Raw genomic sequence first — 23,082 nt, 5'->3', positions numbered from 1 at the left:
TTAGATTAAGCGGGAGCCTTTATATTTTAAGTGACAGGTCTTTGAAGTGATCAGTTGGTCAGTTTCTTATTATCTGGATAGTTAGCCTTCATCACAGTAAGCACATTATCTTTCAGCTTTTCTTGTCCTAGCTCACTGTAAGCATCGGCCATTATCTCTAAAGCACGCTCTGTAGATGGGGTGCCAGGATAGGTTTCCATCACAGATTGAGCTCTGATAGCCGCAGCACTCCAGGCGTTCATCTTCATGTAATACTCGGCAACATTAATTGAGTATTTAGCCAGTCTGTTTTTAAGAGATTGCATGCGCTGAGCGGCATCGGGAGCATATTTACTGTTTGGGTAAGATTTGATCAGACGATCGAAATCTTTAAATGCATCTTGAGCAACTTTTGGATCTCGATCCGTTCTATCAATATTGAGCATATCATGGAACATATAGCTATCAGACTGCATATTAACCAGTCCGCGCATATAATAGACATAATCTATATCTTTATGGGTGGGGTTGAGTCTGATAAAACGATCTATGTTTGCGATTCCCGAAGCGGGGTCATCTAGTTTATAATAGGCGTAAATGAGATCTAATTGCACTTGGGTCTTGTGCGGCCCGAATGGGTAGCGCGAGTCTAATGCTTCAAGAGAACGAACTGCTTTACTGTAATTACCAAGCTCCATAGAGGTTCTCGCTTGGGAGTACAGTACATCAGGTGATGTCTTGTTGGCCTTAAGTTCTTCATCCGGGCTACTACTACAAGCCGTAATGGCTATTGAAAATAGGGCTAATACAGCACCTTTAGCAAATTTATGCATACTTAATTTCGATTCTTTTAAAGTTGTAGTTAAGATTTTTTCCATTTCGATATAAAATAGAAACAATTCGATTGTAACAGATCGCTCACATTTTTTTGACCCCGAAAATCGGGTACGGTTCCTATGACACAAGATATTAATCTAAAAAGCGAGATAACAGCAATACAAACTGGACAAAGATTAGATCAAACTTTGGCCGAGTTGTTCCCTGATTACTCACGTACACGCATCAAAGAATGGATCTTAGATGGTTCAGTGACTATTGATGGCAATGTTTCAAATAAGCCGAGAGAGAAAGTACTCGAAGGTCAGGAAATTGAAGTTGGCGCAACTTTAGTTGAAGAAACAACGGCTAAAGCTCAAGAAATCGACTTAGATATTGTTTACGAAGACGATCATATCTTAGTCATTAATAAGCAAGCTGGTCTTGTGGTGCACCCTGGTGCAGGCAATCAAGATGGCACGCTTATGAATGCCTTGCTTCACCATTGTCCGGGAATTGAGCTCGTGCCCCGTGCCGGTATCGTGCATCGTCTGGATAAAGACACTACTGGCCTCATGGTTGTAGCTAAGACTGTCGAAGCACAAACACACCTAGTTTCTGCGTTGCAGGCCCGTGAGATCACTCGTGAATATGAAGCCATAGTCATGGGGTCGCTTATTTCTGGTGGCACAATCGATGAACCTATCGATCGTCATCCGACGAAACGTACCCATATGGCTGTGGTTCATGGGGGAAAACCTGCGATGACTCACTTTCGTGTCGCAGAAAAGTTCAGAGCTCATACGCGTTTAAGATTGCGCCTGGAATCTGGAAGAACTCACCAAATCCGAGTGCATATGGCTCATCTTGGCCATACATTAGTCGGTGACCCCGTTTACGGTGGACGTCCAAGACCGCCAAAAGCTGTGGCCCCTGATTTTTTTGACATTTATATGAGTTTCAAGCGTCAGGCGCTACATGCGATCAGGCTTGAACTTGCTCACCCATATACCTGTGAAATCATGAGCTGGCAGGCTCCGGTTCCTGAGGATATGGTTACCTTAACTAAGGCGTTAAGAAAAGATACCGAAGACAACCCGTCATCAATTTTATAAATAGACGGGTTTAGTAGATGACTACACACTGGCATATCCCTAAAGGTGTCAAAATTGCTTTTTCAACCCGTCAAACAGGTGTGAGTAAAGCCCCCTATAAAAGTCTTAATTTAGGACTACACGTGGGTGACGTACGGGCAGATGTGCTGGAAAATAGAGCGCTCATCAGTGAGCGCTTGAATTTACCCTCTCTCCCAGCTTGGTTAGATCAGATCCACAGTATTAAAGTCGTTGAGGCTGATAATCAAAGCTTAGCTTGTGCTGATGCAAGTTACACCAGACAAAAGCAACAAGTTTGTGTTGTGATGACTGCTGATTGCCTGCCTGTGCTTGTTTGTGATAAAAAAGGCGAGCAAGTTGCTGCGATTCATGCTGGCTGGCGTGGGCTGTGCGACGGGATTATAGAGACAACACTGAATAAATTCGCTGCAAAACGTTCAGATTTGATTGCTTATTTGGGGCCTGCCATTGGCCCTGAGGCATTTGAGGTAGGGGAGGAAGTTAGGGAGATGTTTATGTTATTGCATCCTGATACTTCGGCCTTTTTTAATTCAACAGAGTCTGATGGTAAGTTCTTAGCCGATCTGCAGGGTTTGGCGAAATATCGCCTCCAGCTGGCTGGAGTGAACCAGGTATATCAGAGCAATGTCTGTACCTATAAAAATGAAGCGGATTACTTCTCTTATCGCCGTGACGGTATCACTGGACGCATGGCGTCATTTATCTGGTTAACTTAAATTAGCTAATTTACGATATACAGCTCAGTCTTGAAGTTTAAACCTTGAAAAAACTCAAAAAACCCCCATATTTTAACTATATAAGTAAGTTTTAGTTTTTATTTTGGAGGCTGTATGCGACTCGATCGTATGACCAATAAATTCCAAACCGCGATTTCTGATGCACAATCACTGGCATTAGGACGCGATCATCAGTTTATTGAACCTATTCATTTGATGATGGCGCTTCTGAATCAAGATAATGGTTCAATTCATCCTTTGCTTACTCAGGCTGGTATTCAGGTTAGCTCACTTCGTTCAATGTTAAGCCAAGAGCTAGAGCGTTTGCCTCAGGTTGAGGGAACTGGCGGTGATATTCAGCTATCACAGGCTTTGATACGTCTGCTCAATTTCTGCGACAAGCTCTCCCAGAAGCGAAAAGACAAGTTTATCTCCAGTGAATTATTCATTCTGGCAGCATTGGAAGGTAATGATCCTCTCGCCCAGAGTCTGAAGAAGGCTGGTGCGACGAAAGATTTGATGGAGCAGACCATCAAACAGATCAGAGCGGGGAAAACTGTCGACGATCCGAATGCGGAAGATCAACGTCAAGCGCTAAAAAAGTTTACCGTCGATCTGACTGAGCGTGCAGAGCAAGGCAAACTCGACCCAGTTATTGGTCGAGATGATGAGATCCGTCGTACGATTCAGGTATTGCAGCGGCGCAGTAAAAACAACCCTGTTTTGATCGGAGAGCCTGGCGTGGGTAAAACCGCGATTGTTGAAGGCTTGGCTCAAAGAATCGTTAACGGTGAAGTGCCTGAAGGTATCAAGAATAAACGCGTGCTCTCATTAGATATGGGGTCATTAGTGGCTGGAGCTAAGTATCGTGGTGAATTCGAAGAACGTTTAAAAGCCGTTCTCAATGAACTCTATCAAGAGGAGGGGCAAGTCATCCTCTTCATCGATGAATTGCATACCATGGTTGGTGCTGGTAAAGGTGATGGTGCCATGGATGCGGGCAATATGCTTAAACCTGCTCTCGCAAGGGGAGATCTTCATTGTGTCGGGGCGACGACTTTAGATGAGTATCGAAAATACATAGAAAAAGATGCCGCTTTAGAGCGCCGTTTTCAGAAGGTGTTGGTAGAAGAGCCTAATGTAGAAGACACGATTGCCATCTTACGTGGACTCAAGGAACGCTACGAATTACATCATCATGTTGAGATCACCGATCCTGCAATTGTAGCGGCGGCAAGTATGTCAAATCGATATGTCTCAGATCGTAAGTTACCCGATAAAGCCATCGATCTTATCGATGAAGCAGCATCGAGTATCAGAATTCAAATCGATTCTAAACCTGAAGTGCTAGACAAGTTAGAACGTAGAAGTATCCAGCTTAAGATTGAGGAGCAGGCATTAGCTAAAGAAACCGATGAAGCAAGCATCCGCCGCTTATATTCATTACGAAAAGAGTTGAAAGATGTCGATGCTAAAGCGGGTGAACTTAATGAAATCTGGCACACAGAAAAAGCGGCCCTCGCAGGAACTCAACATATAAAGGCGGATTTAGAGCAGGCGAGGCTAGATCTTGATGTTGCAAGGCGTGCCAGTGATTTGACTCGTATGTCTGAGTTGCAATATGGCCGTATCCCAGCGCTAGAAAAACAGCTGGATCTTGCGGCGCAAGCTGAGATGCAAGACATGACCTTATTGAGACATAAGGTAACAGACGTTGAGATTGCAGAGGTGCTATCGAGGGCAACAGGGATCCCCGTCGCTAAGATGTTGGAAGGGGAGAAAGAGAAACTGTTGCATATGGAAAAGGCGCTACATGAAAGGGTAATTGGACAGAATGAAGCGGTAGATGCAGTTTCAAACGCGATACGGCGTAGCCGAGCTGGTCTTGCCGACCCCGAGCGTCCCATCGGTTCATTTCTGTTTTTGGGGCCTACAGGTGTAGGTAAAACTGAGCTGTGTAAGTCACTGGCTAAATTTTTATTTGATACCGAAGCGGCCATGGTGCGCATCGATATGTCTGAGTTTATGGAGAAGCATTCTGTTGCACGCTTACTCGGTGCCCCTCCCGGTTATGTGGGCTATGAAGAAGGTGGCTACTTAACGGAAGCGATAAGAAGAAAGCCCTATTCGGTTATTCTTCTCGATGAAGTTGAAAAAGCCCATCCTGACGTGTTTAACATTTTGTTGCAGGTGCTAGACGATGGCAGATTGACCGATGGTCAAGGCCGTACTGTCGACTTTAGGAACACAGTTATCATCATGACGTCAAATCTAGGGTCTGATATTATCCAAGATAGATGTCAAACCCTGACATACAGTGAGATGAAGGCCGAGGTGATGAATGTTGTGGTTCATAGTTTTAGGCCTGAATTCTTAAATAGAATCGATGAGACCGTTGTATTTCATCCTCTGGATGAAAAACATATTGAATATATAGCCAACATTCAAATGCAGGCCTTGCAGCAAAGGCTTGCAGAAAAAGATTATGAGCTAATCATTAGTGAAGATGCATTAGCCTTGATTGCCAAGGCTGGCTTCGATCCTATCTATGGAGCCAGACCTTTGAAGAGGGCACTGCAGCAGGAAGTTGAAAATCCACTCGCTCAACGGATCTTAAGCGGCAGCTTAGTGCCTGGTAAGCCTATTAAACTTGAGTGTTCAGGAAATGAGTTAGCTTTCTTGCAATAGAAGAACGTCTGAGGCCTAAGGCTGGTAGTATACCAGCCTGTTAGCTTGCCTTATGCTTTAATTTTAGGCTCAACTAGTATAGATTGACTTTTATCACTTATAGTCAGTTGTTTAGATATAACAATATGGAATTGACTTAGACATAGAGCTGGGGACTATTCTGGTGTGCTATTTGCCATATGTTTGCTACTTTTAGCCTAACAAGGAGTATGAATCATGAAATCAAAATTAGCACTTATCGGATTGGTGTCATTATCGGTCTTAGGTTGTAGTTCGATGACTCTAGAGCCTAAACCAACTCAAGATGTTGAAGCGTATATTGGCGTAGGTAATGTCGAGTATGATAGCCAATATCATTTTGGTTATGATCAAGGCTGCAAGAGTGCAATAACAGTTAAAGTTGATGGTGGTGAATTAGCCGCGTTTAAAGATACTACATTAGATGGGTTAGATTCATTTGATGAAGGCTGGAATGCTGGTACTCAGGCATGTCAAGATGGAATGAGTCGTTCCATGTATACGGTCACCAAACCTTAAAGCAAAAATGGTAGTAATCCCCAATAAAAATAGACTCAATCGAGTCTATTTTTATTGGGGATTAGTTAAGTTATTTCTAGCTAATAATTGCCTAGGGTACGTGCAGATCTTGTTCTGCTACTTATGTTTATGGCTATTTACAAAATAGCGTTACTCTCTCTTTCTGCGTTTTAATCTTATCCTGACGTTGCTCTTCAGTTACTGCGACTACTTCACCAGTTTGTTGGTTTTTACTGTTTAGCTTGGTGTGGGTCATCAGGATATCAAGGTTGTATTTAGCGTTCTTACAGATTTCTATTGCTTGTTCTTTATCGTGTTCATTGATAGCAGCAGCATCCTCTTGGGCTTGGCTTAACTCTTTTGACTCTTCTTTGCGAGCCGTTGGAGCAACTGTTCCTATGGCTTTAGGTTCAATATCCTCACTATATAGTTTCTTGGATTTTGATTGTTCATCTGTACTCTCAGGGATCTGCTGACTGTAGTGAGTGACTCCATTTTCATCTACCCACTTATATATGACTGTGGCAGAAACAGATGTCATAAATAGTAAAGGTAGGGTGAGAGCTAATAATTTGAGGTACATAATGGCTTCCAATCATGATTAAGATGAACTTGCTCAAAGGGTATCATGAGCTTAAGTCGATAACTGATAAAGGATTAAAGTGTAGAACAGTTAAAGTATGGTATATTTTTCATACAAGATACTCATCTTTGAATGATATGAAAAACTTTGATAAAGATTCGGTAAAACGTAAAGGTATCTATCTACTCCCAAACTTGTTTACAACGGCAGGGCTGTTCTCTGGCTTCTATGCGGTTATAGCATCTATGAATGGCTTATATGAGTCTGCTGCTATTGCTGTGTTTGTCGCTATGATATTTGATGGCCTCGATGGCCGCGTAGCAAGAATGACCAATACCCAGAGTCAATTTGGAGCCGAATACGATAGCATGGCTGACATGGTTTCATTTGGTGTTGCTCCCGCTTTGATCGCCTATAACTGGGGCTTGTCTGAACTTGGGAAATTAGGTTGGCTTGCAGCTTTTATCTATTGTGCCGGTGCAGCACTGCGTTTAGCTCGCTTTAATACTCAAGTAGGGGTTGCCGATAAAAGGTATTTTCAAGGGCTGGCTAGCCCAGCAGCGGCAGCTGTGATCGCTGCTAGCATTTGGCTGGGAAGCCAGAACGCACTCAATGGTCACAATGTAAGTTGGGTCGTTGCACTTATTACAATTACACTAGGTTTACTAATGGTGAGTAATTTTCGATATCTATCCTTTAAAGATATCGACTGGCGGAGTCGAGTTAACTTCCTCGTTATCTTATTACTCGTGGGTATATTTGTTTTTGTGTCTCTAGAGCCTGCACTAATACTCTGCTTTATTTTTTACCTTTATGCCTTATCAGGCCCTGTGATGACTATCTATGGCATTCGAAAGCTAAAAATATCGCCAAATTCGGCTATACAAAAAGAAGCTTCAGCGAATGAAGGGGATAGTCAGAACAAAAAGCAGGTTAATGAGGACAAGCCAAAGAACTAGCGGCAGATATTTTAGACAAATATAAGCAGAAGCTAAGAACTTTCCGCTTTTAAAGCACCAAGTATCAATGCCGGAGGGGAGTTGAGTTTATCTATAAAAGATATCTATAGGAACATTTATAAAAGTTAAAAATTTCATGCAGACTCCTAAAAGTGTGCCAGACTTAATCTCCCTGTGAGGATGTTTAGATAAATAGTGCCCTTCTAGGTAAGTGTTATGTGGACTCTTTGGTTGATAAGTGCACGCTTGTTTGCTTTTTTGAAATAAGCCCTTGTGCTTTAGGCTGATATCCCTATAATGCGCATCCACTGACACGGCAACCCAGTCTTATTAAGCAGTAAGCTAACTAAGACAAGAGCGAGTCAGGGCAACAAGTAAGCGCTTAAGAATTTAATTTTTAAAAGCCCTTGACGCCAACCACGGGGAGTGTAGAATACGCCTCCCTAGCCAAGACGAATAGCCTTGGCCAGTAAGTAAAAGCCTTCGACCTAGCGTCAACGGCGGTGCTACTTAGCACCACGTTCTTTAACAATTCAAAACAAGAAATCTGTGTGGGCACTCACAGGTGTTGAGTTATTCGAAGCCATCTTACTTTGTAAGTGGCAACAAATTTTCTCAATGAACCACTGAGTGACCATAGCAACTTTGATTTCTACTTTCTTACTCTCACGAGCAAGCAAAGTAAATTCAAAGAAGCAAAATATGTAAGCTTCATTGACATTCTCTTTATAGAGAGTGGTTAATGAAAAACAGTATAATTCGTTGAGCCGATGTCATTTTCGAAAGGAAGTGCATCAAAAAACTTTAATTGAAGAGTTTGATCATGGCTCAGATTGAACGCTGGCGGCAGGCCTAACACATGCAAGTCGAGCGGAAACAGGAAGGTGCTTGCACCTTTGCTGTCGAGCGGCGGACGGGTGAGTAATGCCTAGGGAACTGCCCAGTCGAGGGGGATAACAGTTGGAAACGACTGCTAATACCGCATACGCCCTACGGGGGAAAGGAGGGGACCTTCGGGCCTTTCGCGATTGGATGTACCTAGGTGGGATTAGCTAGTTGGTAAGGTAATGGCTTACCAAGGCAACGATCCCTAGCTGGTCTGAGAGGATGATCAGCCACACTGGAACTGAGACACGGTCCAGACTCCTACGGGAGGCAGCAGTGGGGAATATTGCACAATGGGCGAAAGCCTGATGCAGCCATGCCGCGTGTGTGAAGAAGGCCTTCGGGTTGTAAAGCACTTTCAGCGAGGAGGAAAGGTTGTAGTTTAATAAACTATAGCTGTGACGTTACTCGCAGAAGAAGCACCGGCTAACTTCGTGCCAGCAGCCGCGGTAATACGAGGGGTGCAAGCGTTAATCGGAATTACTGGGCGTAAAGCGTACGCAGGCGGTTTGTTAAGCAAGATGTGAAAGCCCCGGGCTCAACCTGGGAATTGCATTTTGAACTGGCAAACTAGAGTCTTGTAGAGGGGGGTAGAATTTCAGGTGTAGCGGTGAAATGCGTAGAGATCTGAAGGAATACCGGTGGCGAAGGCGGCCCCCTGGACAAAGACTGACGCTCAGGTACGAAAGCGTGGGGAGCAAACAGGATTAGATACCCTGGTAGTCCACGCCGTAAACGATGTCTACTCGGAATTTGGTGTCTTGAACACTGGGTTCTCAAGCTAACGCATTAAGTAGACCGCCTGGGGAGTACGGCCGCAAGGTTAAAACTCAAATGAATTGACGGGGGCCCGCACAAGCGGTGGAGCATGTGGTTTAATTCGATGCAACGCGAAGAACCTTACCTACTCTTGACATCCACAGAACTTTCCAGAGATGGATTGGTGCCTTCGGGAACTGTGAGACAGGTGCTGCATGGCTGTCGTCAGCTCGTGTTGTGAAATGTTGGGTTAAGTCCCGCAACGAGCGCAACCCTTATCCTTATTTGCCAGCACGTAATGGTGGGAACTTTAGGGAGACTGCCGGTGATAAACCGGAGGAAGGTGGGGACGACGTCAAGTCATCATGGCCCTTACGAGTAGGGCTACACACGTGCTACAATGGTCGGTACAGAGGGTCGCAAAGCCGCGAGGTCAAGCTAATCCCACAAAGCCGGTCGTAGTCCGGATCGGAGTCTGCAACTCGACTCCGTGAAGTCGGAATCGCTAGTAATCGTAGATCAGAATGCTACGGTGAATACGTTCCCGGGCCTTGTACACACCGCCCGTCACACCATGGGAGTGGGCTGCACCAGAAGTAGATAGCTTAACCTTTCGGGGAGGGCGTTTACCACGGTGTGGTTCATGACTGGGGTGAAGTCGTAACAAGGTAGCCCTAGGGGAACCTGGGGCTGGATCACCTCCTTACCTATACGACTAACTTAATATTTGTTGAGTGTTCACACAGATAACTTGTTCTTGTTAGAGCGAGAAACACACCTTTACGGTGTAGTTTGTTCTTTAAAAATTTGGAAAGCTGATAGTGTTAATGCGAAAGGGACTATTGTGAAAGCGACGTCGTAAGATGAAGTGATAGCAGTGGTTAATAGCATTAGCGCGAAAAATAAATAATTGAGTTCTCAAACACTTAAATCAAGTGTCCGACTCATTCATTATAGATTTATTTCTTTAACGATTGAGTCATGAGTATTCTTTTGGCGAAAGTAAACACCATTAGTTGCGATACAGTCCTATGTGGGTTGTATGGTTAAGTGACTAAGCGTATACGGTGGATGCCTTGGCAGTCAGAGGCGATGAAGGACGTAGTAACTTGCGAAAAGCGTTGGCGAGCTAGTAACAAGCATTTGAGCTAACGATGTCCGAATGGGGAAACCCACTCACATAAGTGAGTATCACATACTGAATACATAGGTATGTGAGGCAAACCCGGGGAACTGAAACATCTAAGTACCCGGAGGAAAAGAAATCAACCGAGATTCCCCTAGTAGCGGCGAGCGAACGGGGATTAGCCCTTAAGTCTATAGGGTGTTAGTGGAATGAGTTGGAAAGCTCAGCGGCACAGGGTGATAGCCCCGTACATGAAAACTAACTATAGATGAAAACGAGTAGGACGGGACACGTGACATCTTGTCTGAACATGGGGGGACCATCCTCCAAGGCTAAATACTCCTGACTGACCGATAGTGAACCAGTACCGTGAGGGAAAGGCGAAAAGAACCCCTGTGAGGGGAGTGAAATAGAACCTGAAACCGTATACGTACAAGCAGTGGGAGCGGTTCTTGAGACCGTGACTGCGTACCTTTTGTATAATGGGTCAGCGACTTACATTTTGTAGCGAGGTTAAGCGAATAGCGGAGCCGTAGGGAAACCGAGTGTTAACTGCGCGTTTAGTTGCAAGGTGTAGACCCGAAACCCGGTGATCTATCCATGGGCAGGTTGAAGGTTGAGTAACATCAACTGGAGGACCGAACCGACTTATGTTGAAAAATGAGCGGATGACTTGTGGATGGGGGTGAAAGGCCAATCAAACCGGGAGATATCTGGTTCTCCTCGAAAGCTATTTAGGTAGCGCCTCGAGCGAATACCATTGGGGGTAGAGCACTGTTAAGGCTAGGGGGTCATCCCGACTTACCAACCCTTTGCAAACTCCGAATACCAATGAGTACTACTCGGGAGACACACGGCGGGTGCTAACGTCCGTCGTGAAAAGGGAAACAACCCAGACCATCAGCTAAGGTCCCAAAGTTATTGCTAAGTGGGAAACGATGTGGGAAGGCTTAGACAGCTAGGAAGTTGGCTTAGAAGCAGCCATCTTTTAAAGAAAGCGTAATAGCTCACTAGTCGAGTCGGCCTGCGCGGAAGATTTAACGGGGCTAAGCAATACACCGAAGCTATGGGTACTAGTGCTTGCACTAGTGCGGTAGAGGAGCGTTCTGTAAGCCGTTGAAGGCGAAGGGGTAACCCACGCTGGAGGTATCAGAAGTGCGAATGCTGACATGAGTAACGATAAAGGGAGTGAAAAACTCCCTCGCCGAAAGACCAAGGTTTCCTGTCCAATGTTAATCAGGGCAGGGTAAGTCGACCCCTAAGGTGAGGCCGAAAGGCGTAATCGATGGGAAACAGGTTAATATTCCTGTACTTCTGCTAACTGCGATGGAGAGACGGAGAAGGCTAGGCTAGCGCGGCGTTGGTTGTCCGCGTTTAAGGTTGTAGGTTGTATTCTTAGGCAAATCCGGGAATACGCATTAAATTGCAAGACTGAGGACTGATGACGAGACCCTAAGGGGTTGAAGTAGTTGATGCCATGCTTCCAGGAAAATCTTCTAAGCTTCAGGTTAGTAGGAATCGTACCCCAAACCGACACAGGTGGTTGGGTAGAGAATACCAAGGCGCTTGAGAGAACTCGGCTGAAGGAACTAGGCAAAATGGTACCGTAACTTCGGGAGAAGGTACGCTGCCGGCGGTGATGGGACTTGCTCCTTAAGCTGCTGGCAGTCGCAGATACCAGGTGGCTGCAACTGTTTATCAAAAACACAGTACTGTGCAAACTCGCAAGAGGAAGTATACGGTATGACGCCTGCCCGGTGCCGGAAGGTTAATTGATTGGGTTATCTTCGGAGAAGCTCATGATCGAAGCCCCGGTAAACGGCGGCCGTAACTATAACGGTCCTAAGGTAGCGAAATTCCTTGTCGGGTAAGTTCCGACCTGCACGAATGGCGTAATGATGGCCACGCTGTCTCCAGCCGAGACTCAGTGAAGTTGAAATTGCGGTGAAGATGCCGTATACCCGCGGCTAGACGGAAAGACCCCGTGCACCTTTACTATAGCTTGGCACTGAACATTGAACCTACATGTGTAGGATAGGTGGGAGACTTTGAAGTTGGGACGCTAGTTCTGATGGAGTCAACCTTGAAATACCACCCTTGTAGTTTTGATGTTCTAACTCTGGCCCCTGAATCGGGGTTGAGGACAGTGCCTGGTGGGTAGTTTGACTGGGGCGGTCTCCTCCCAAAGAGTAACGGAGGAGCACGAAGGTTGGCTAAGTACGGTCGGACATCGTACGGTTAGTGCAATGGCATAAGCCAGCTTAACTGCGAGACATACACGTCGAGCAGGTACGAAAGTAGGTCATAGTGATCCGGTGGTTCTGTATGGAAGGGCCATCGCTCAACGGATAAAAGGTACGCCGGGGATAACAGGCTGATACCGCCCAAGAGTTCATATCGACGGCGGTGTTTGGCACCTCGATGTCGGCTCATCACATCCTGGGGCTGAAGTCGGTCCCAAGGGTATGGCTGTTCGCCATTTAAAGTGGTACGCGAGCTGGGTTCAGAACGTCGTGAGACAGTTCGGTCCCTATCTGCCGTGGGCGTTGGATGATTGAAGGAAGCTGCTCCTAGTACGAGAGGACCGGAGTGGACGAACCGCTGGTGTTCGGGTTGTTATGCCAATAGCATTGCCCGGTAGCTACGTTCGGAATCGATAACCGCTGAAAGCATCTAAGCGGGAAGCGAGTCCTAAGATGAGTCATCCCTAGGAATTTAATTCCTCTAAAGAGCCGTTCGAGACTAGGACGTTGATAGGCAGGGTGTGTAAGCGTTGTGAGGCGTTGAGCTAACCTGTACTAATGACTCGTGAGGCTTAACCATACAACCCAGATGGGTTTGTAGCGTTAATGTTGATTACTTTACAAGCACAAAAGAATACGAACTTGATTTAAGTTGGTCATAAAATGCTTCTGTATTTATGACATAGAGTACATCCGTGTACTAGACCCAATTATTTAACGCTATTTAGATGATTTCTGAATAGCCAGCTTTCTAAATTCTTTTACCTTTAGCTTTTTTTAAAAGCTGAAAGTAATCGCCAAATTAGTCTGGAAACCATAGCATTGTGGCCCCACCTGACCCCATCTCGAACTCAGAAGTGAAACACAATTGCGCCGATGGTAGTGTGGGGTCTCCCCATGTGAGAGTAGGTCATTTCCAGGCGCCTAATTAAGTAGAGAAGCCACCTGAATAAGGTGGCTTTTTTGCGTCTGGGGCTTTGTTAAATTATTAACTTTACGCCTCGAATTTACCTGTGCTGATAACAGGTGGCTTATCCACTTAAGCACGTACGTGCAATGGCGACTCCCGATGTCGCCGCGTCGCTGAGCGGGCTCTCCCGCTACGAAACGAAGTTTCTCCGCGTTCAATTAGGGCTGAATACTGCGTATTCAAAGCGTCGTAATTTCACCCCCATGTGCCCACTTCGTGGATCGAGTAGGTCATTTCCAGGTGCCTAATTTCTCGTAAAGAGAGTCGATAGAGCCCGTTGCTAACGCAACGGGCTTTTTTCGTATACACGCTCCGCGAAAATATCTACTTCACATGCAGCCCAAAGCTGCTAACGCAGTATGGCGGTTAATTGCATCCATGCATTTCTGACATTCACCACATACATGTAGCTTGGCCCCCAGTTTCATGACTACTTCATTACGTGCTCCATACATCTGATGTTTAGGACTACCAACTGCCTTGATCTAAAGTTGCCAAGGATGATGCAAACTTCGCGGCTAAAGCACGCTCCTACGTTGGGGATGAGCATTGTTCTATTGTGTAGGGCCGGCTTTAGCCGGGAAGAAGGGATTAAATGGGCCTTGCATCTTTTGTTTGATGATTTATACCATTCCATCTTAACATTAAGTCATTATTGCCCAGTCCCTTCGGCATAGTGACACCACTCTTTTTGTATCACTAATGAAACAGTTCCAAGCAATCGAACAGGCATCCACTATATCCTCGTAACCTTTGAAACTGCGATTAGCAAGGTGATGTTGTCGTAACCAACTCCATACTTGTTCTATTGGGTTTAGCTCTGGTGAGTACGGAGGTAACTTGATGATACTTAGATTATTAAATTCATCCGCTATATCATCGGTATGCCAACCTGCACCATCCATCACAACAACAGCATGTCGACCAGCCTTTGTTCTTTGGGATATCAGTGATAGATGTTGACGCATAATGTCCTTACTTAGGTATGGCGTAATTATCGCTTCAGTCTCTCCTGTTTGTGGGCAAACAGCACCAAAGAAATGGACATATTCAAATTGCTGCTGACGCACAGCTCTTGGACGCGTCCCTTTTCTCGCCCACAAGCGTGTCGTACTATTTTGTTGACCAAATCGAGCCTCATCCTGAAACCAAATATCTACCCGTTCAAGCGCCACACTACCAGGGATGTTAAGGATCGTTTCCAGTTGGAACTTTTTTAAAAGCCATTTGGGCTTCAGGTGATTGCTTTGGATGCTTAGAACGACTAGTTATCCAGCTAAAACTTAACTGTTCCAGTAGTTTGTAAATCGCATTCGGGTGGTAGTCGACATTAAAGCGTAGCTGAATATATTTTAGGATAGCGTCACCTGTCAGTCTGCCTCCAGAGGAACTTATGCTTTGTTCTTCTATATATGCACTTAGTTGCTGCTTTTGGCTTGAGGTGAGGTAGCTATCACGGCCCTTATTCTTTTTGGCATCTAATCCTTTGGGGCCGCTCGCAAGATATTTTGCTACCCAGGCGTTAACACTGCCACGGGCTACTTTTAGTCTCTCGGCGACATCTGTTCGGCTATGCCCCTCTAGGAATAAGGCTACTGCCAGTAATCGGATCCGTTTACGCGGCTCTTTTTCTGCTCTAGATAAGATTAAAATCTCTTCAGCGGTATAGTTTTTCAAACGGAGATACGGGTTATTTGCGATACCTATATTAGATCACAACTCATTACTGATTGGTATTACTTAGGTATGGCGTAATTATCGCTTCAGTCTCTCCTGTTTGTGGGCAAACAGCACCAAAGAAATGGACATATTCAAATTGCTGCTGACGCACAGCTCTTGGACGCGTGCTTTTTCTGGCCCACAAAATAGTACAACACGCTGTGGGCGCGAAAAGGGACGCGTCCGGAAAACCTTGCTTATGACAGCCGAAGCCGACCAAGTGAATTACTATGTCGATGGTCAACTGATCTGTACTTACAGCGACAATGTTGCACCAGAGCAAGCTATGTCGATCAATTTCAATTTGTGGTTTATGCCAAAAGGAGCCGATGGTTCTATCTGTCCGGTAGATTCCGATGAGGTACGTGAGTATTAACAAGACATAGATTGGGTATTTCATGTCAAGGGGGCATTATTCTAAACTGCCGAAGTGAAGTCTTATGTCACTAAATTCAGAGAGAGGAAGGTTAATAATTTAGATAGCGTTCCTGTATTATCACCAGCTTTGACTTCGCCTTGTGGCTTATAGTTCTAAGTTTGAGCCCTTGTAAATATTCTAGGATATGTTTCTTGTAGATTGGATTGTCTGATATCTAATCTACATCCTATGTCGATAATGGATAAAATTGTTCTTATTATCGTTCTTGCTTGAAAATGCCGCAGTTAAGCGGTTTTATAATAAAAAGTACTTTACCTTTTAGGGGAGTTTAAGCATAATGCGTCTCGTCAACAGGGGTATAGTTCCAATTGGTAGAACAGCGGTCTCCAAAACCGATGGTTGCGAGTTCGAGTCTTGCTACCCCTGCCACATTTAGAAAAAGCCGAGCAATAGCTCGGCTTTTTTGCATCTGGGATTCGCCTAATACTATTCAGTCGTTTGCTCCAGTGCGTTTAATGGTCTTTGCAGGCTATTCGCTAAACTGCTAATAGACTCCTTAACATCCATGCCGTTTTTTCATGGGTCTGGATTCTTTGTGTAAGTAGGTCTGCGGTTGCCTCATCATTTGCATGGTTTATCAAAGGGTAGAGCGATCTGATATTACGTATTATCACTTCCTGACCTTTCAACAGCTCCCTTAGCATCTCATTGGCATCAGTAATGCCGTGATCTTCTTTGATGCCGGTTAACGCCGCATAGGCGCTGTATGAGCCCAATGCTCGTGCTCCCAATGCTCTAACTCTTTCAGCAATCAGATCAACGGCTGTGGCTAATTCAGTGTATTGCTCTTCAAACAATTGGTGAAGGCTGGTGAACATAGGTCCAGTGACATTCCAATGAAAGCTGTGAGTCTTGAGGTATAAACTATAAGTGTCAGCTAAGACTTGATTTAGGCCTGCTGTTATCTCTTTCCTATCTTGCTCTTTAATGCCGATATTTATCATGAATTTTCTCCTGAGTTTGTAGATGTATTTTATCTCCCCTTGTTAGTTCTTATAAAGTGGTAAGAAGTGATTGTTCTAATCGGTTTTGTGATTTTGTTCAGCCTTGCTTTATAAGCTGGTATCCTATCAATTACCAAAGAATGAAGGGCATTAATCACAGTGGAAAAAGCGGCATATTTAGATGCGATGGGGATCAAGAGATGGGTACAGAGCAGCAATGCTGCTAAGACTTATTTCATCTTAGTAGATAAAGTTGAATCAGGCATTGAGCATCATCCTGTGATTAATTCTGTCTTGTCACTCATAGAGTGTCCAATAACTAGCTGTTCGTTTTCTGAACAGGTGAGTAAAGGAGCCGATGTTATTTGGGATATGCGACGTCTCAAAATGCCCAAGTCTAATTCAGTACTGAGTTCCGAACCACTAGCTGAGCTTATAATAAAGGCTGGGGCTAAACGTGACCTGTGGAATCTCATTGTTGCTCATAACAAAGAGTCAGAGGTAGGATAACTATGGGTTCGTCACACCAAGTACACTGGTTAAGCCCCACAGATGCAGCAGAGATGTTCAGACTTGTTGCACTTGCACATTCGCATCCAATGAGCCTTGGCACCATAGAGACCTGTTTTGGCAGCTTGTACTCGTCACTCGGGATACTGGTTGAAAGACGGTTAGTTGGTTGCGCCATTCTTCATCAAATATTTGAAGATGCGACTTTGATAGATATTTGTGTCGATCCTTCTGAGCAGGGAAAAGGATATGGTCAAAATCTATTGCAGGCAGTGATAGCTAATGCCGTTCAATCAAAAGCTGAGACATTGTTCCTGGAAGTGAGGGCATCAAGCATGGCGGCTAGGCATTTATACTTGAAACATGGTTTCAAAGAGTCAGGTATACGTAAGGGTTATTATAAGACTGAGAATGGCAATGAGGACGCTATTTTGATGGAACTCGATATTAAGGCCTAACTTCAAGTTAAGTTAAAAAATAGCGTCGGCTAATTAGCGACGCTATTTTTTTCTAAATGTTCATTCCAAGAGCTATTTGACTTCCTTACCTTGAGCTTGTAAATCTGCATGATAGCTAGAGCGAACCATAGGTCCACAAGCTGCATGAGTAAAGCCTATCTCTTCGGCAAAGATCCTTAGTTCATCAAATTCTGCAGGGGGCACGTAACGTTCCACCGGCAAGTGGAATTTAGATGGCTGCAAGTATTGGCCTAGAGTCAGCATCTCAACATTATGAGTACGCAGATCGCGTAATACCTGAGCAATCTCTTCGTTGGTTTCACCTAAGCCCATCATCAGTCCTGACTTAGTCGGGATGTGTGGATGACGCTCTTTAAACTTTTTCAACAGATCCAGAGACCATTGATAGTTAGCACCTGGCCTAGCCTTACGGTAGTGCATCGGTGCAGTCTCAAGATTGTGATTGAACACATCTGGTGGTTCGGTTGCCAAAATTTCCAAAGCTGCGTCGATACGTCCACGGAAGTCTGGGACTAAGGTTTCTATCTTTATCTCTGGGTTGAGTAAGCGTATTTCACGGATACAATCTGCAAAATGTTGAGCACCACCATCACGGAGATCGTCACGATCAACAGAGGTGATGACCACATACTTAAGTTTCATATCCTTGATGGTTTGAGCTAGTTTTTTGGGCTCTTCGGCATCAGGCTTTAGTGGACGGCCGTGGGCAACATCACAGAATGGGCAACGACGGGTACAGATGGCACCCAAAATCATAAAGGTGGCTGTACCATGGTTAAAACATTCAGCAAGGTTGGGGCAAGATGCCTCTTCACATACAGAGTGAAGGCCATTCTTGCGTAAAGCTTGCTTTATTTCAGTGATCCGTTGGTTCGATGCCGGCAGTTTTACCCGCAACCAATCGGGTTTACGTAGCATAGTTGCACGCTCGGAAGGAACGATTTTTATAGGAATTCGAGAGAGCTTAGCTTCATCTCTTAGTTTAACTCCAGGTTGTAATCTTTCTGGCCTACTCATGACTCTGACAATCCTTGATGATGAACTAGATTCTGATAGCCTAAGTTCTGGCTAAATGTTTTAACGAGTTGCTCTCCTGCCTCTTCGACAGTCTGAGGTCCGCCTAACGACTTGCATTGCGCCATTTCTAAACCGGCATATCCACATGGGTTAATTCGTTGAAATGGGCTCATATCCATATCGACATTAAGGGCTAAACCATGAAAAGAACAGCCCCTACGGATCCTTAATCCTAGCGATGCAATTTTACGTTCATCGACATAAACGCCTGGAGCATCGGCTTTTGCATAGGCTTTAACTTGATAGCTCTCAAGCATCTGCACTATGCTATTTTCAATATCGGTGACGAGCTGACGTACACCGATCTTGTGCCTTTTTATATTGATAAGAGGATAAGCCACAAGCTGACCTGGTCCGTGATATGTCACTTGACCACCTCGATCAACTTGTATAACAGGTATATCACCCGGATTGAGTATATGTTCACTCTTACCTGCTTGACCTTGGGTAAACACAGGCGGGTGCTCTACAATCCAAAGTTGATCTGGGCTAGATTCATTCCGGTTGTCGGTATAGTCTTGCATCGCGTGCCATACCGATTCGTAATCTTGCTGACCAAGATATCTAACGTGTAACGTGCTCTGAGACAAGGGCTACCTCTCCCCTTAAACAATAATGGCAGCATTATACTCCTCTAACCGATAATTGTAAGCTAGATCACATTTATCGGTGATGAGGATTATTGAAGCAATTGGCAGGTGGCTGATATTTAAGTGTCATTAGCTAAGCATAATTTGAAAATCACAGTTCATAGCGACTAAGTTTATAGCTATTATAAGACGCGCTTCACACCTTCAATAGCCGCAAGCTCTATGTAGAGTGTCTCTACCTGTGCTTTACTTTGAACCGTAACACGAATGGTGATCGAATTATAAGTGCCTTTACTGGACACCTTTGTGCTTGGAACATAATCACCTGGAACGTGTTGTTGAACAACTGCAACGACTCTGTCGGCCAAGGTGTCGCTGGCTTCTCCAACGACTTTAAATGGAAATGAGGCTGGGAATTCCATCACTTCATCAAATTTTGTATCTAACATATCTATAATCTCTTGCCGATGTAATAGGCTCTATATGGAGCTCATTATACGTTTTTCAAGGGAGACTTGAAACAAAGAAGCCACCCTAAGGTGGCTTCAAATTATGCTTGTAAAAGAAACTCTAGCTAAACCAGCCTGCAAACATCTGCTTAAAGTAATCCATAAGTTTGCTGAACCAGCTACCTTCGTTGATTTCTTGCAGGGTGACCAGTGGGAATTGAGCGATATCTTTGCCATTAAGTTGGAAGTAGATACGACCCACAGTCTCGCCCTTTGCTAAAGGCGCCGTTAGCTCTTTGGTTAACTCGAAGTTGGCCTGCAAGTTTTTAGCTTGGCCACGGCTGATAGTGATAGGTGTGTCGGTTATAACGCCTAGATCAACGGACTCTTTGTCGCCAAACCAAATCTGCTGTGAGACAAAGCTATCACCCGCCTTGTATGGAGTAATTGTTTCGAAGAAACGGAAACCATAGTTGAGCAGCTTTTTACTTTCGGCCTTACGTGCACTTTCACTTCTGGTGCCCATAACGACTGAAACTAAACGCATGCCATCTTTTGTTGCTGATGTAACTAAGTTATACCCAGCGCCTGACGTGTGTCCTGTTTTTATACCGTCGACACTCATGCTCTTGTCCCATAGGAGACCGTTACGGTTATACTGCTTAATACCGTTATAGGTAAATGACTTTTGTTTGTAGACAGCATATTCATCTGGCACATCACGGATAAGCGCTGCGCCTAAGAGTGCCATATCATAGGCCGTCGACTTATGGTTTTCAGCGTCTAGGCCATGTGAATTCTCAAAATAACTATCTTTCATTCCCAGCTGTGTTGCCCAGGAATTCATCAGATCGACAAAGCCATCCTCTGTGCCGGCAATGTACTCAGCCATAGCAACACAAGCATCGTTACCGGACTGAATGATGATACCGTGATTTAAGTCATCGACCGTGACTTTCTTACCAACTTCAATGAACATCTTCGAAGAGTCAGGAAAGTTCTTTGACCAAGCCTTTTTGCTGATGGTGACTTCGTCTTCAGGTGAGATATTACCGACCTTGATTTCATGGCCAATAACATAACTGGTCATCATCTTAGTCAGACTTGCTGGGTTTAAGCTCTCGTAAGCATTTTCTTCCGCAATGATTTGTCCTGTATTGTAGTCCATTAAGACATAGGCTTTCGCCGCAACAGTTGGTGCATTAGGAGTAACTACTGGTGCTGCATAGGTGTATGAGCACGCGAACGAGGTCGCAAGAATAAGCGTTTTTAAAGGGCTATTTAAAAATTTCATATCAACAAGGCACGTCTTATTTGGTTAAAATCGGAAAGCGAAATTGGTCGCAGTATACCACTAGTCGACTCTATAATTCAGTGAAGGTTCATTAATCTTTTGTAAATAGGATTAATCATCCACTCATGCTATTAGTAGAGTTTGTTCGCCACATTCTATTCTGTTACTAGGTAGCTTTGAGGGTAGCCGTCGCTCTTCAACTCTTGGTTTAACTTAGTCGCTATTTTCCGTTGCCCTATGGGGCCTAATTGCAACTTATATAATTTATTGGCAGGCAATATTCTGGTCTTGAGTTGGTACTTGCTTTCTAACTCTCTTGAAATCGTATTTAGCTTAGCCTTGTCTGAGGATGCCAAAACCTGAATATAGTGAAGCTTAGTTTCTTTTAGTTCGGCTAAGGCAATCGACTCAGGGCTTGCAATGTATATCACTTCAATTTTTACGCTGGCTGTACCTGTTTTAAGCATATCTAGCCTATGCGCTGCAGCGTAGGATAGATCTATGATTCGATTCTCGTGGAAAGGACCTCTGTCATTAACCCTAACAATGACCTGTTTATTATTCTTAGTGTTGATGACTCTGACATAGCTTGGCAGAGGTAATGACTTGTGGGCTGCCGACATGGAATACATATCATAAGTTTCACCGTTGGATGTCAGGTGACCATGAAATTTTGAACCGTACCAAGATGCTAAACCAGTTTGTTGAAAGCCTTTGCCCGAGTCTAAAACTTGGTAAGTTTTTCCGAGTACAGTGTAGTTGCTCTTGTTACCACCTCGACTATAAGCTTCATATTTTGGATGAGCGTCTTCTACTTTAGAGACATCAGGAGTGCTGCTCGGAGCCTTATCATTGGCCAGTTCATATCGTCCACTGTTGGTGGTCTCTGAACTAGAGCAGGCTGATAGCGCTAATATGGCTAAAAGAGCCAGTATTTGTGTGATTTTTATTTTAAATGTCATAAAAGTTTCAGCTTCCTACCGAAGTCATTAGTGGTCATGGCTATTTGTGTTAGTAAAGAAGTCATAAACTAATCGCTTTCCTTATAGAGAGGCGGCTTGTTTCAGTTCTTGGCTAAATTTATAGACCGCCATAGCGTATAAAGGGCTGCGATTATAACGTGTGATCACATAAAAGTTTTTTAAACCCATCCAATATTCATTATCTTGTTCTTGTTCCAGTTTGACGATCAAAGCTGGTTGGGATACATCGATATCGATAGCTTTTGCTAGGGCTACGCTGGGTGATAAAATGTCGGCAGCGGTATAGGTCATCTTCTCACCAGCCCAGACTTTAAGCTTGGAAGGCAGCTTATTGTCGACAGATAAAGGCAGTACAACGGGTGAACCTGACTGCCAGCCGTGTTGATGAAAATAGTTAGCTACACTGCCGATGGCATCAACTGGATTATTTAGCAGGTCCCTACGTCCATCATTGTCAAAATCGACAGCATAATGGCGATAGCTAGAAGGTATAAATTGTCCGAAACCCATAGCGCCAGCGTAAGACCCCTTGAGGTTATTAATATCGAGCTTTTCATCTTTGATCAGGGTTTGCAGATTACTTAACTCTTTTCTGAAAAACGTGGCTCTTGGTGGGTAATAGAAGCCTAAGGTATAGAGGGCGTCAACGACAGGATAGTTGCCCATGTAGCCGCCGTAGAATGTTTCAATGCCTATGATGGCGATGATGATTTCTGGATCTACATCAAACTCTTTAGCTGCTCGACTCACCGTTTCTTTATGTTTCTTCCAAAAGGTGATGCCTGCATCTAGTCGTTTTTCAGTGAGAAATATGGGGTAATACTTATGCCAAGGCTTAGCTTCCCATGGCTTAGTCATTGCGTCTATGACCCCTTGATCGTATTTAGCCGTCGCGAGAAACTGCTGAACTTCTTTCTCTGTGAAGCCCAAGTCTTTTTGGGTCTGCATAAATTCAGTTTTTAATGGTGCAACACTGGAATCGTCAGGGACTGTAGACGTACTTGCCGTTGCTGAGATGGAGAATGATGTTAAAAGTAAAGTAGCAAGTAACTTTTGTTTTATATTCACTGAAACTGTTCCCTGTATCTGGATAATGCTTTGGGTAATGTCGCATAGACGAGCGAGTAACATACGTTAGTTTCTTTAATTCTGTCTTAATTTATTAAGAAAGTTGCAGCCTACATGTTTGTAGAGAGAAAGC

18 protein-coding genes, 1 tRNA gene and 3 rRNA genes are annotated in these 23,082 nt (G+C 44.4%); 12 read left to right on the top strand and 10 right to left on the bottom strand.

Features of this window, described 5'->3' with window-relative positions; all coding sequences use genetic code 11:
- Positions 1-50: 50 nt before the first annotated feature.
- On the bottom strand, positions 51-812 hold the full coding sequence (locus sps_RS21685) for an outer membrane protein assembly factor BamD (protein WP_077754390.1): 762 nt from the start codon (positions 810-812) through the stop codon (positions 51-53).
- A gap of 123 nt (positions 813-935) precedes the next feature.
- On the opposite strand from sps_RS21685, the gene rluD reads away from it, so the two are divergent.
- The 4 genes from rluD to sps_RS21665 all read left to right on the top strand — a co-directional run bounded on the left by rluD (position 936) and on the right by sps_RS21665 (position 5,872).
- A complete protein-coding gene (gene rluD / locus sps_RS21680) occupies positions 936-1,910 on the top strand; it encodes a 23S rRNA pseudouridine(1911/1915/1917) synthase RluD (protein WP_077754389.1) in 975 nt (324 codons plus the stop codon).
- 17 nt (positions 1,911-1,927) lie between these two features.
- Positions 1,928-2,647, top strand: a complete 720-nt coding sequence (gene pgeF, locus sps_RS21675) for a peptidoglycan editing factor PgeF (RefSeq protein ID WP_077754388.1) — start codon at positions 1,928-1,930, stop codon at positions 2,645-2,647.
- Positions 2,648-2,761: 114 nt separating this feature from the next.
- Positions 2,762-5,335, top strand: coding sequence for an ATP-dependent chaperone ClpB (gene clpB / locus sps_RS21670; RefSeq protein WP_077754387.1), 2,574 nt, complete (start codon positions 2,762-2,764; stop codon positions 5,333-5,335).
- 216 nt (positions 5,336-5,551) lie between these two features.
- The gene (locus sps_RS21665) at positions 5,552-5,872 is read left to right on the top strand and encodes a hypothetical protein (protein WP_077754386.1); all 321 of its coding nucleotides are present in this window, start codon (positions 5,552-5,554) and stop codon (positions 5,870-5,872) included.
- A gap of 133 nt (positions 5,873-6,005) precedes the next feature.
- Here sps_RS21665 and sps_RS21660 read toward each other — a convergent pair whose 3' ends face one another.
- Positions 6,006-6,455: a DUF4124 domain-containing protein gene (locus sps_RS21660; RefSeq protein ID WP_077754385.1), complete on the bottom strand. Its 450-nt coding sequence runs from the start codon at positions 6,453-6,455 to the stop codon at positions 6,006-6,008.
- Between the two features lie 137 nt (positions 6,456-6,592).
- On the opposite strand from sps_RS21660, the gene pssA reads away from it, so the two are divergent.
- The 4 genes from pssA (at position 6,593) to rrf (ending at position 13,349) form a co-directional block, all read left to right on the top strand.
- Complete coding sequence (gene pssA, locus sps_RS21655; protein WP_077755812.1) at positions 6,593-7,414, top strand: CDP-diacylglycerol--serine O-phosphatidyltransferase; 822 nt, start codon at positions 6,593-6,595, stop codon at positions 7,412-7,414.
- Between the two features lie 805 nt (positions 7,415-8,219).
- Positions 8,220-9,764, top strand: a 16S ribosomal RNA gene (locus sps_RS21650).
- A gap of 338 nt (positions 9,765-10,102) precedes the next feature.
- Positions 10,103-13,007, top strand: a 23S ribosomal RNA gene (locus tag sps_RS21645).
- 226 nt (positions 13,008-13,233) lie between these two features.
- Positions 13,234-13,349 (top strand): 5S ribosomal RNA (gene rrf, locus sps_RS21640).
- The 16S, 23S and 5S rRNA genes sit together here, the layout of an rRNA operon.
- Positions 13,350-14,041: 692 nt before the next feature.
- On the opposite strand, the gene sps_RS21635 is transcribed toward rrf, so the two are convergent.
- A protein-coding gene (locus sps_RS21635; protein WP_169915688.1) for an IS630 family transposase occupies positions 14,042-15,074 on the bottom strand; the annotation gives its coding sequence in 2 pieces (ribosomal slippage) (positions 14,042-14,609 and positions 14,608-15,074; 1,035 coding nt in all).
- A 124-nt stretch (positions 15,075-15,198) separates the two neighbouring features.
- Between sps_RS21635 and sps_RS29255 the strand changes: the two genes are divergently transcribed.
- Positions 15,199-15,492, top strand: a complete 294-nt coding sequence (locus sps_RS29255; protein WP_179948384.1) for a hypothetical protein — start codon at positions 15,199-15,201, stop codon at positions 15,490-15,492.
- Positions 15,493-15,847: 355 nt separating this feature from the next.
- Positions 15,848-15,924 (top strand) — tRNA-Trp (locus sps_RS21630).
- Between the two features lie 107 nt (positions 15,925-16,031).
- On the opposite strand, the gene sps_RS21625 is transcribed toward sps_RS21630, so the two are convergent.
- Entirely contained in the window at positions 16,032-16,499 is a 468-nt protein-coding gene (locus tag sps_RS21625) for a Dps family protein (protein WP_077754384.1), read from the bottom strand.
- 159 nt (positions 16,500-16,658) lie between these two features.
- Here sps_RS21625 and sps_RS21620 point away from each other — a divergent pair, with 159 nt between their 5' ends.
- Entirely contained in the window at positions 16,659-17,009 is a 351-nt protein-coding gene (locus sps_RS21620; protein WP_077754383.1) for a hypothetical protein, read from the top strand.
- A 2-nt stretch (positions 17,010-17,011) separates the two neighbouring features.
- Positions 17,012-17,467 carry a ribosomal protein S18-alanine N-acetyltransferase gene (rimI, locus tag sps_RS21615; RefSeq protein WP_237157904.1) on the top strand — a complete coding sequence of 152 codons (456 nt, stop codon included), beginning with the start codon at positions 17,012-17,014 and terminating at the stop codon, positions 17,465-17,467.
- Positions 17,468-17,539: 72 nt separating this feature from the next.
- On the opposite strand, the gene lipA is transcribed toward rimI, so the two are convergent.
- The 6 genes from lipA to mltB all read right to left on the bottom strand — a co-directional run bounded on the left by lipA (position 17,540) and on the right by mltB (position 22,949).
- The gene (lipA, locus tag sps_RS21610) at positions 17,540-18,505 is read right to left on the bottom strand and encodes a lipoyl synthase (RefSeq protein WP_077754382.1); all 966 of its coding nucleotides are present in this window, start codon (positions 18,503-18,505) and stop codon (positions 17,540-17,542) included.
- Positions 18,502-19,155: a lipoyl(octanoyl) transferase LipB gene (lipB, locus tag sps_RS21605; RefSeq protein ID WP_077754381.1), complete on the bottom strand. Its 654-nt coding sequence runs from the start codon at positions 19,153-19,155 to the stop codon at positions 18,502-18,504. Before lipB ends, lipA begins: the two co-directional genes overlap by 4 nt.
- Positions 19,156-19,337: 182 nt before the next feature.
- Positions 19,338-19,604: a DUF493 family protein YbeD gene (gene ybeD / locus sps_RS21600; protein WP_077754380.1), complete on the bottom strand. Its 267-nt coding sequence runs from the start codon at positions 19,602-19,604 to the stop codon at positions 19,338-19,340.
- A 121-nt stretch (positions 19,605-19,725) separates the two neighbouring features.
- Complete coding sequence (locus sps_RS21595) at positions 19,726-20,898, bottom strand: serine hydrolase (protein ID WP_077754379.1); 1,173 nt, start codon at positions 20,896-20,898, stop codon at positions 19,726-19,728.
- Between the two features lie 155 nt (positions 20,899-21,053).
- Positions 21,054-21,860, bottom strand: a complete 807-nt coding sequence (locus sps_RS21590; protein ID WP_077754378.1) for a septal ring lytic transglycosylase RlpA family protein — start codon at positions 21,858-21,860, stop codon at positions 21,054-21,056.
- Positions 21,861-21,941: 81 nt separating this feature from the next.
- On the bottom strand, positions 21,942-22,949 hold the full coding sequence (mltB, locus tag sps_RS21585) for a lytic murein transglycosylase B (RefSeq protein WP_149027330.1): 1,008 nt from the start codon (positions 22,947-22,949) through the stop codon (positions 21,942-21,944).
- Positions 22,950-23,082: the final 133 nt, after the last annotated feature.

The sequence above is a fragment of the Shewanella psychrophila genome, assembly GCF_002005305.1.
Classification (GTDB): Bacteria; Pseudomonadota; Gammaproteobacteria; order Enterobacterales; family Shewanellaceae; genus Shewanella; species Shewanella psychrophila.
The sequence above is the reverse complement of the archived record's forward strand: the minus strand, read 5'-3'. Positions and strand labels throughout refer to the sequence as shown.

Excerpts from the sequence above, each read along its gene's own strand:
- sps_RS29255 (WP_179948384.1), top strand. The coding sequence starts at position 15,199 with ATGGACATATTCAAATTGCTGCTGACGCACAGCTCTTGGACGCGTGCT.
- rluD (WP_077754389.1), top strand. The coding sequence starts at position 936 with ATGACACAAGATATTAATCTAAAAAGCGAGATAACAGCAATACAAACT.
- sps_RS21590 (WP_077754378.1), bottom strand. The coding sequence starts at position 21,860 with ATGACATTTAAAATAAAAATCACACAAATACTGGCTCTTTTAGCCATA.
- rimI (WP_237157904.1), top strand. The coding sequence starts at position 17,012 with ATGGGTTCGTCACACCAAGTACACTGGTTAAGCCCCACAGATGCAGCA.
- pgeF (WP_077754388.1), top strand. The coding sequence starts at position 1,928 with ATGACTACACACTGGCATATCCCTAAAGGTGTCAAAATTGCTTTTTCA.
- sps_RS21665 (WP_077754386.1), top strand. The coding sequence starts at position 5,552 with ATGAAATCAAAATTAGCACTTATCGGATTGGTGTCATTATCGGTCTTA.
- lipA (WP_077754382.1), bottom strand. The coding sequence starts at position 18,505 with ATGAGTAGGCCAGAAAGATTACAACCTGGAGTTAAACTAAGAGATGAA.
- clpB (WP_077754387.1), top strand. The coding sequence starts at position 2,762 with ATGCGACTCGATCGTATGACCAATAAATTCCAAACCGCGATTTCTGAT.
- sps_RS21595 (WP_077754379.1), bottom strand. The coding sequence starts at position 20,898 with ATGAAATTTTTAAATAGCCCTTTAAAAACGCTTATTCTTGCGACCTCG.
- sps_RS21625 (WP_077754384.1), bottom strand. The coding sequence starts at position 16,499 with ATGATAAATATCGGCATTAAAGAGCAAGATAGGAAAGAGATAACAGCA.
- sps_RS21685 (WP_077754390.1), bottom strand. The coding sequence starts at position 812 with ATGCATAAATTTGCTAAAGGTGCTGTATTAGCCCTATTTTCAATAGCC.
- sps_RS21660 (WP_077754385.1), bottom strand. The coding sequence starts at position 6,455 with ATGTACCTCAAATTATTAGCTCTCACCCTACCTTTACTATTTATGACA.
- pssA (WP_077755812.1), top strand. The coding sequence starts at position 6,593 with ATGAAAAACTTTGATAAAGATTCGGTAAAACGTAAAGGTATCTATCTA.
- ybeD (WP_077754380.1), bottom strand. The coding sequence starts at position 19,604 with ATGTTAGATACAAAATTTGATGAAGTGATGGAATTCCCAGCCTCATTT.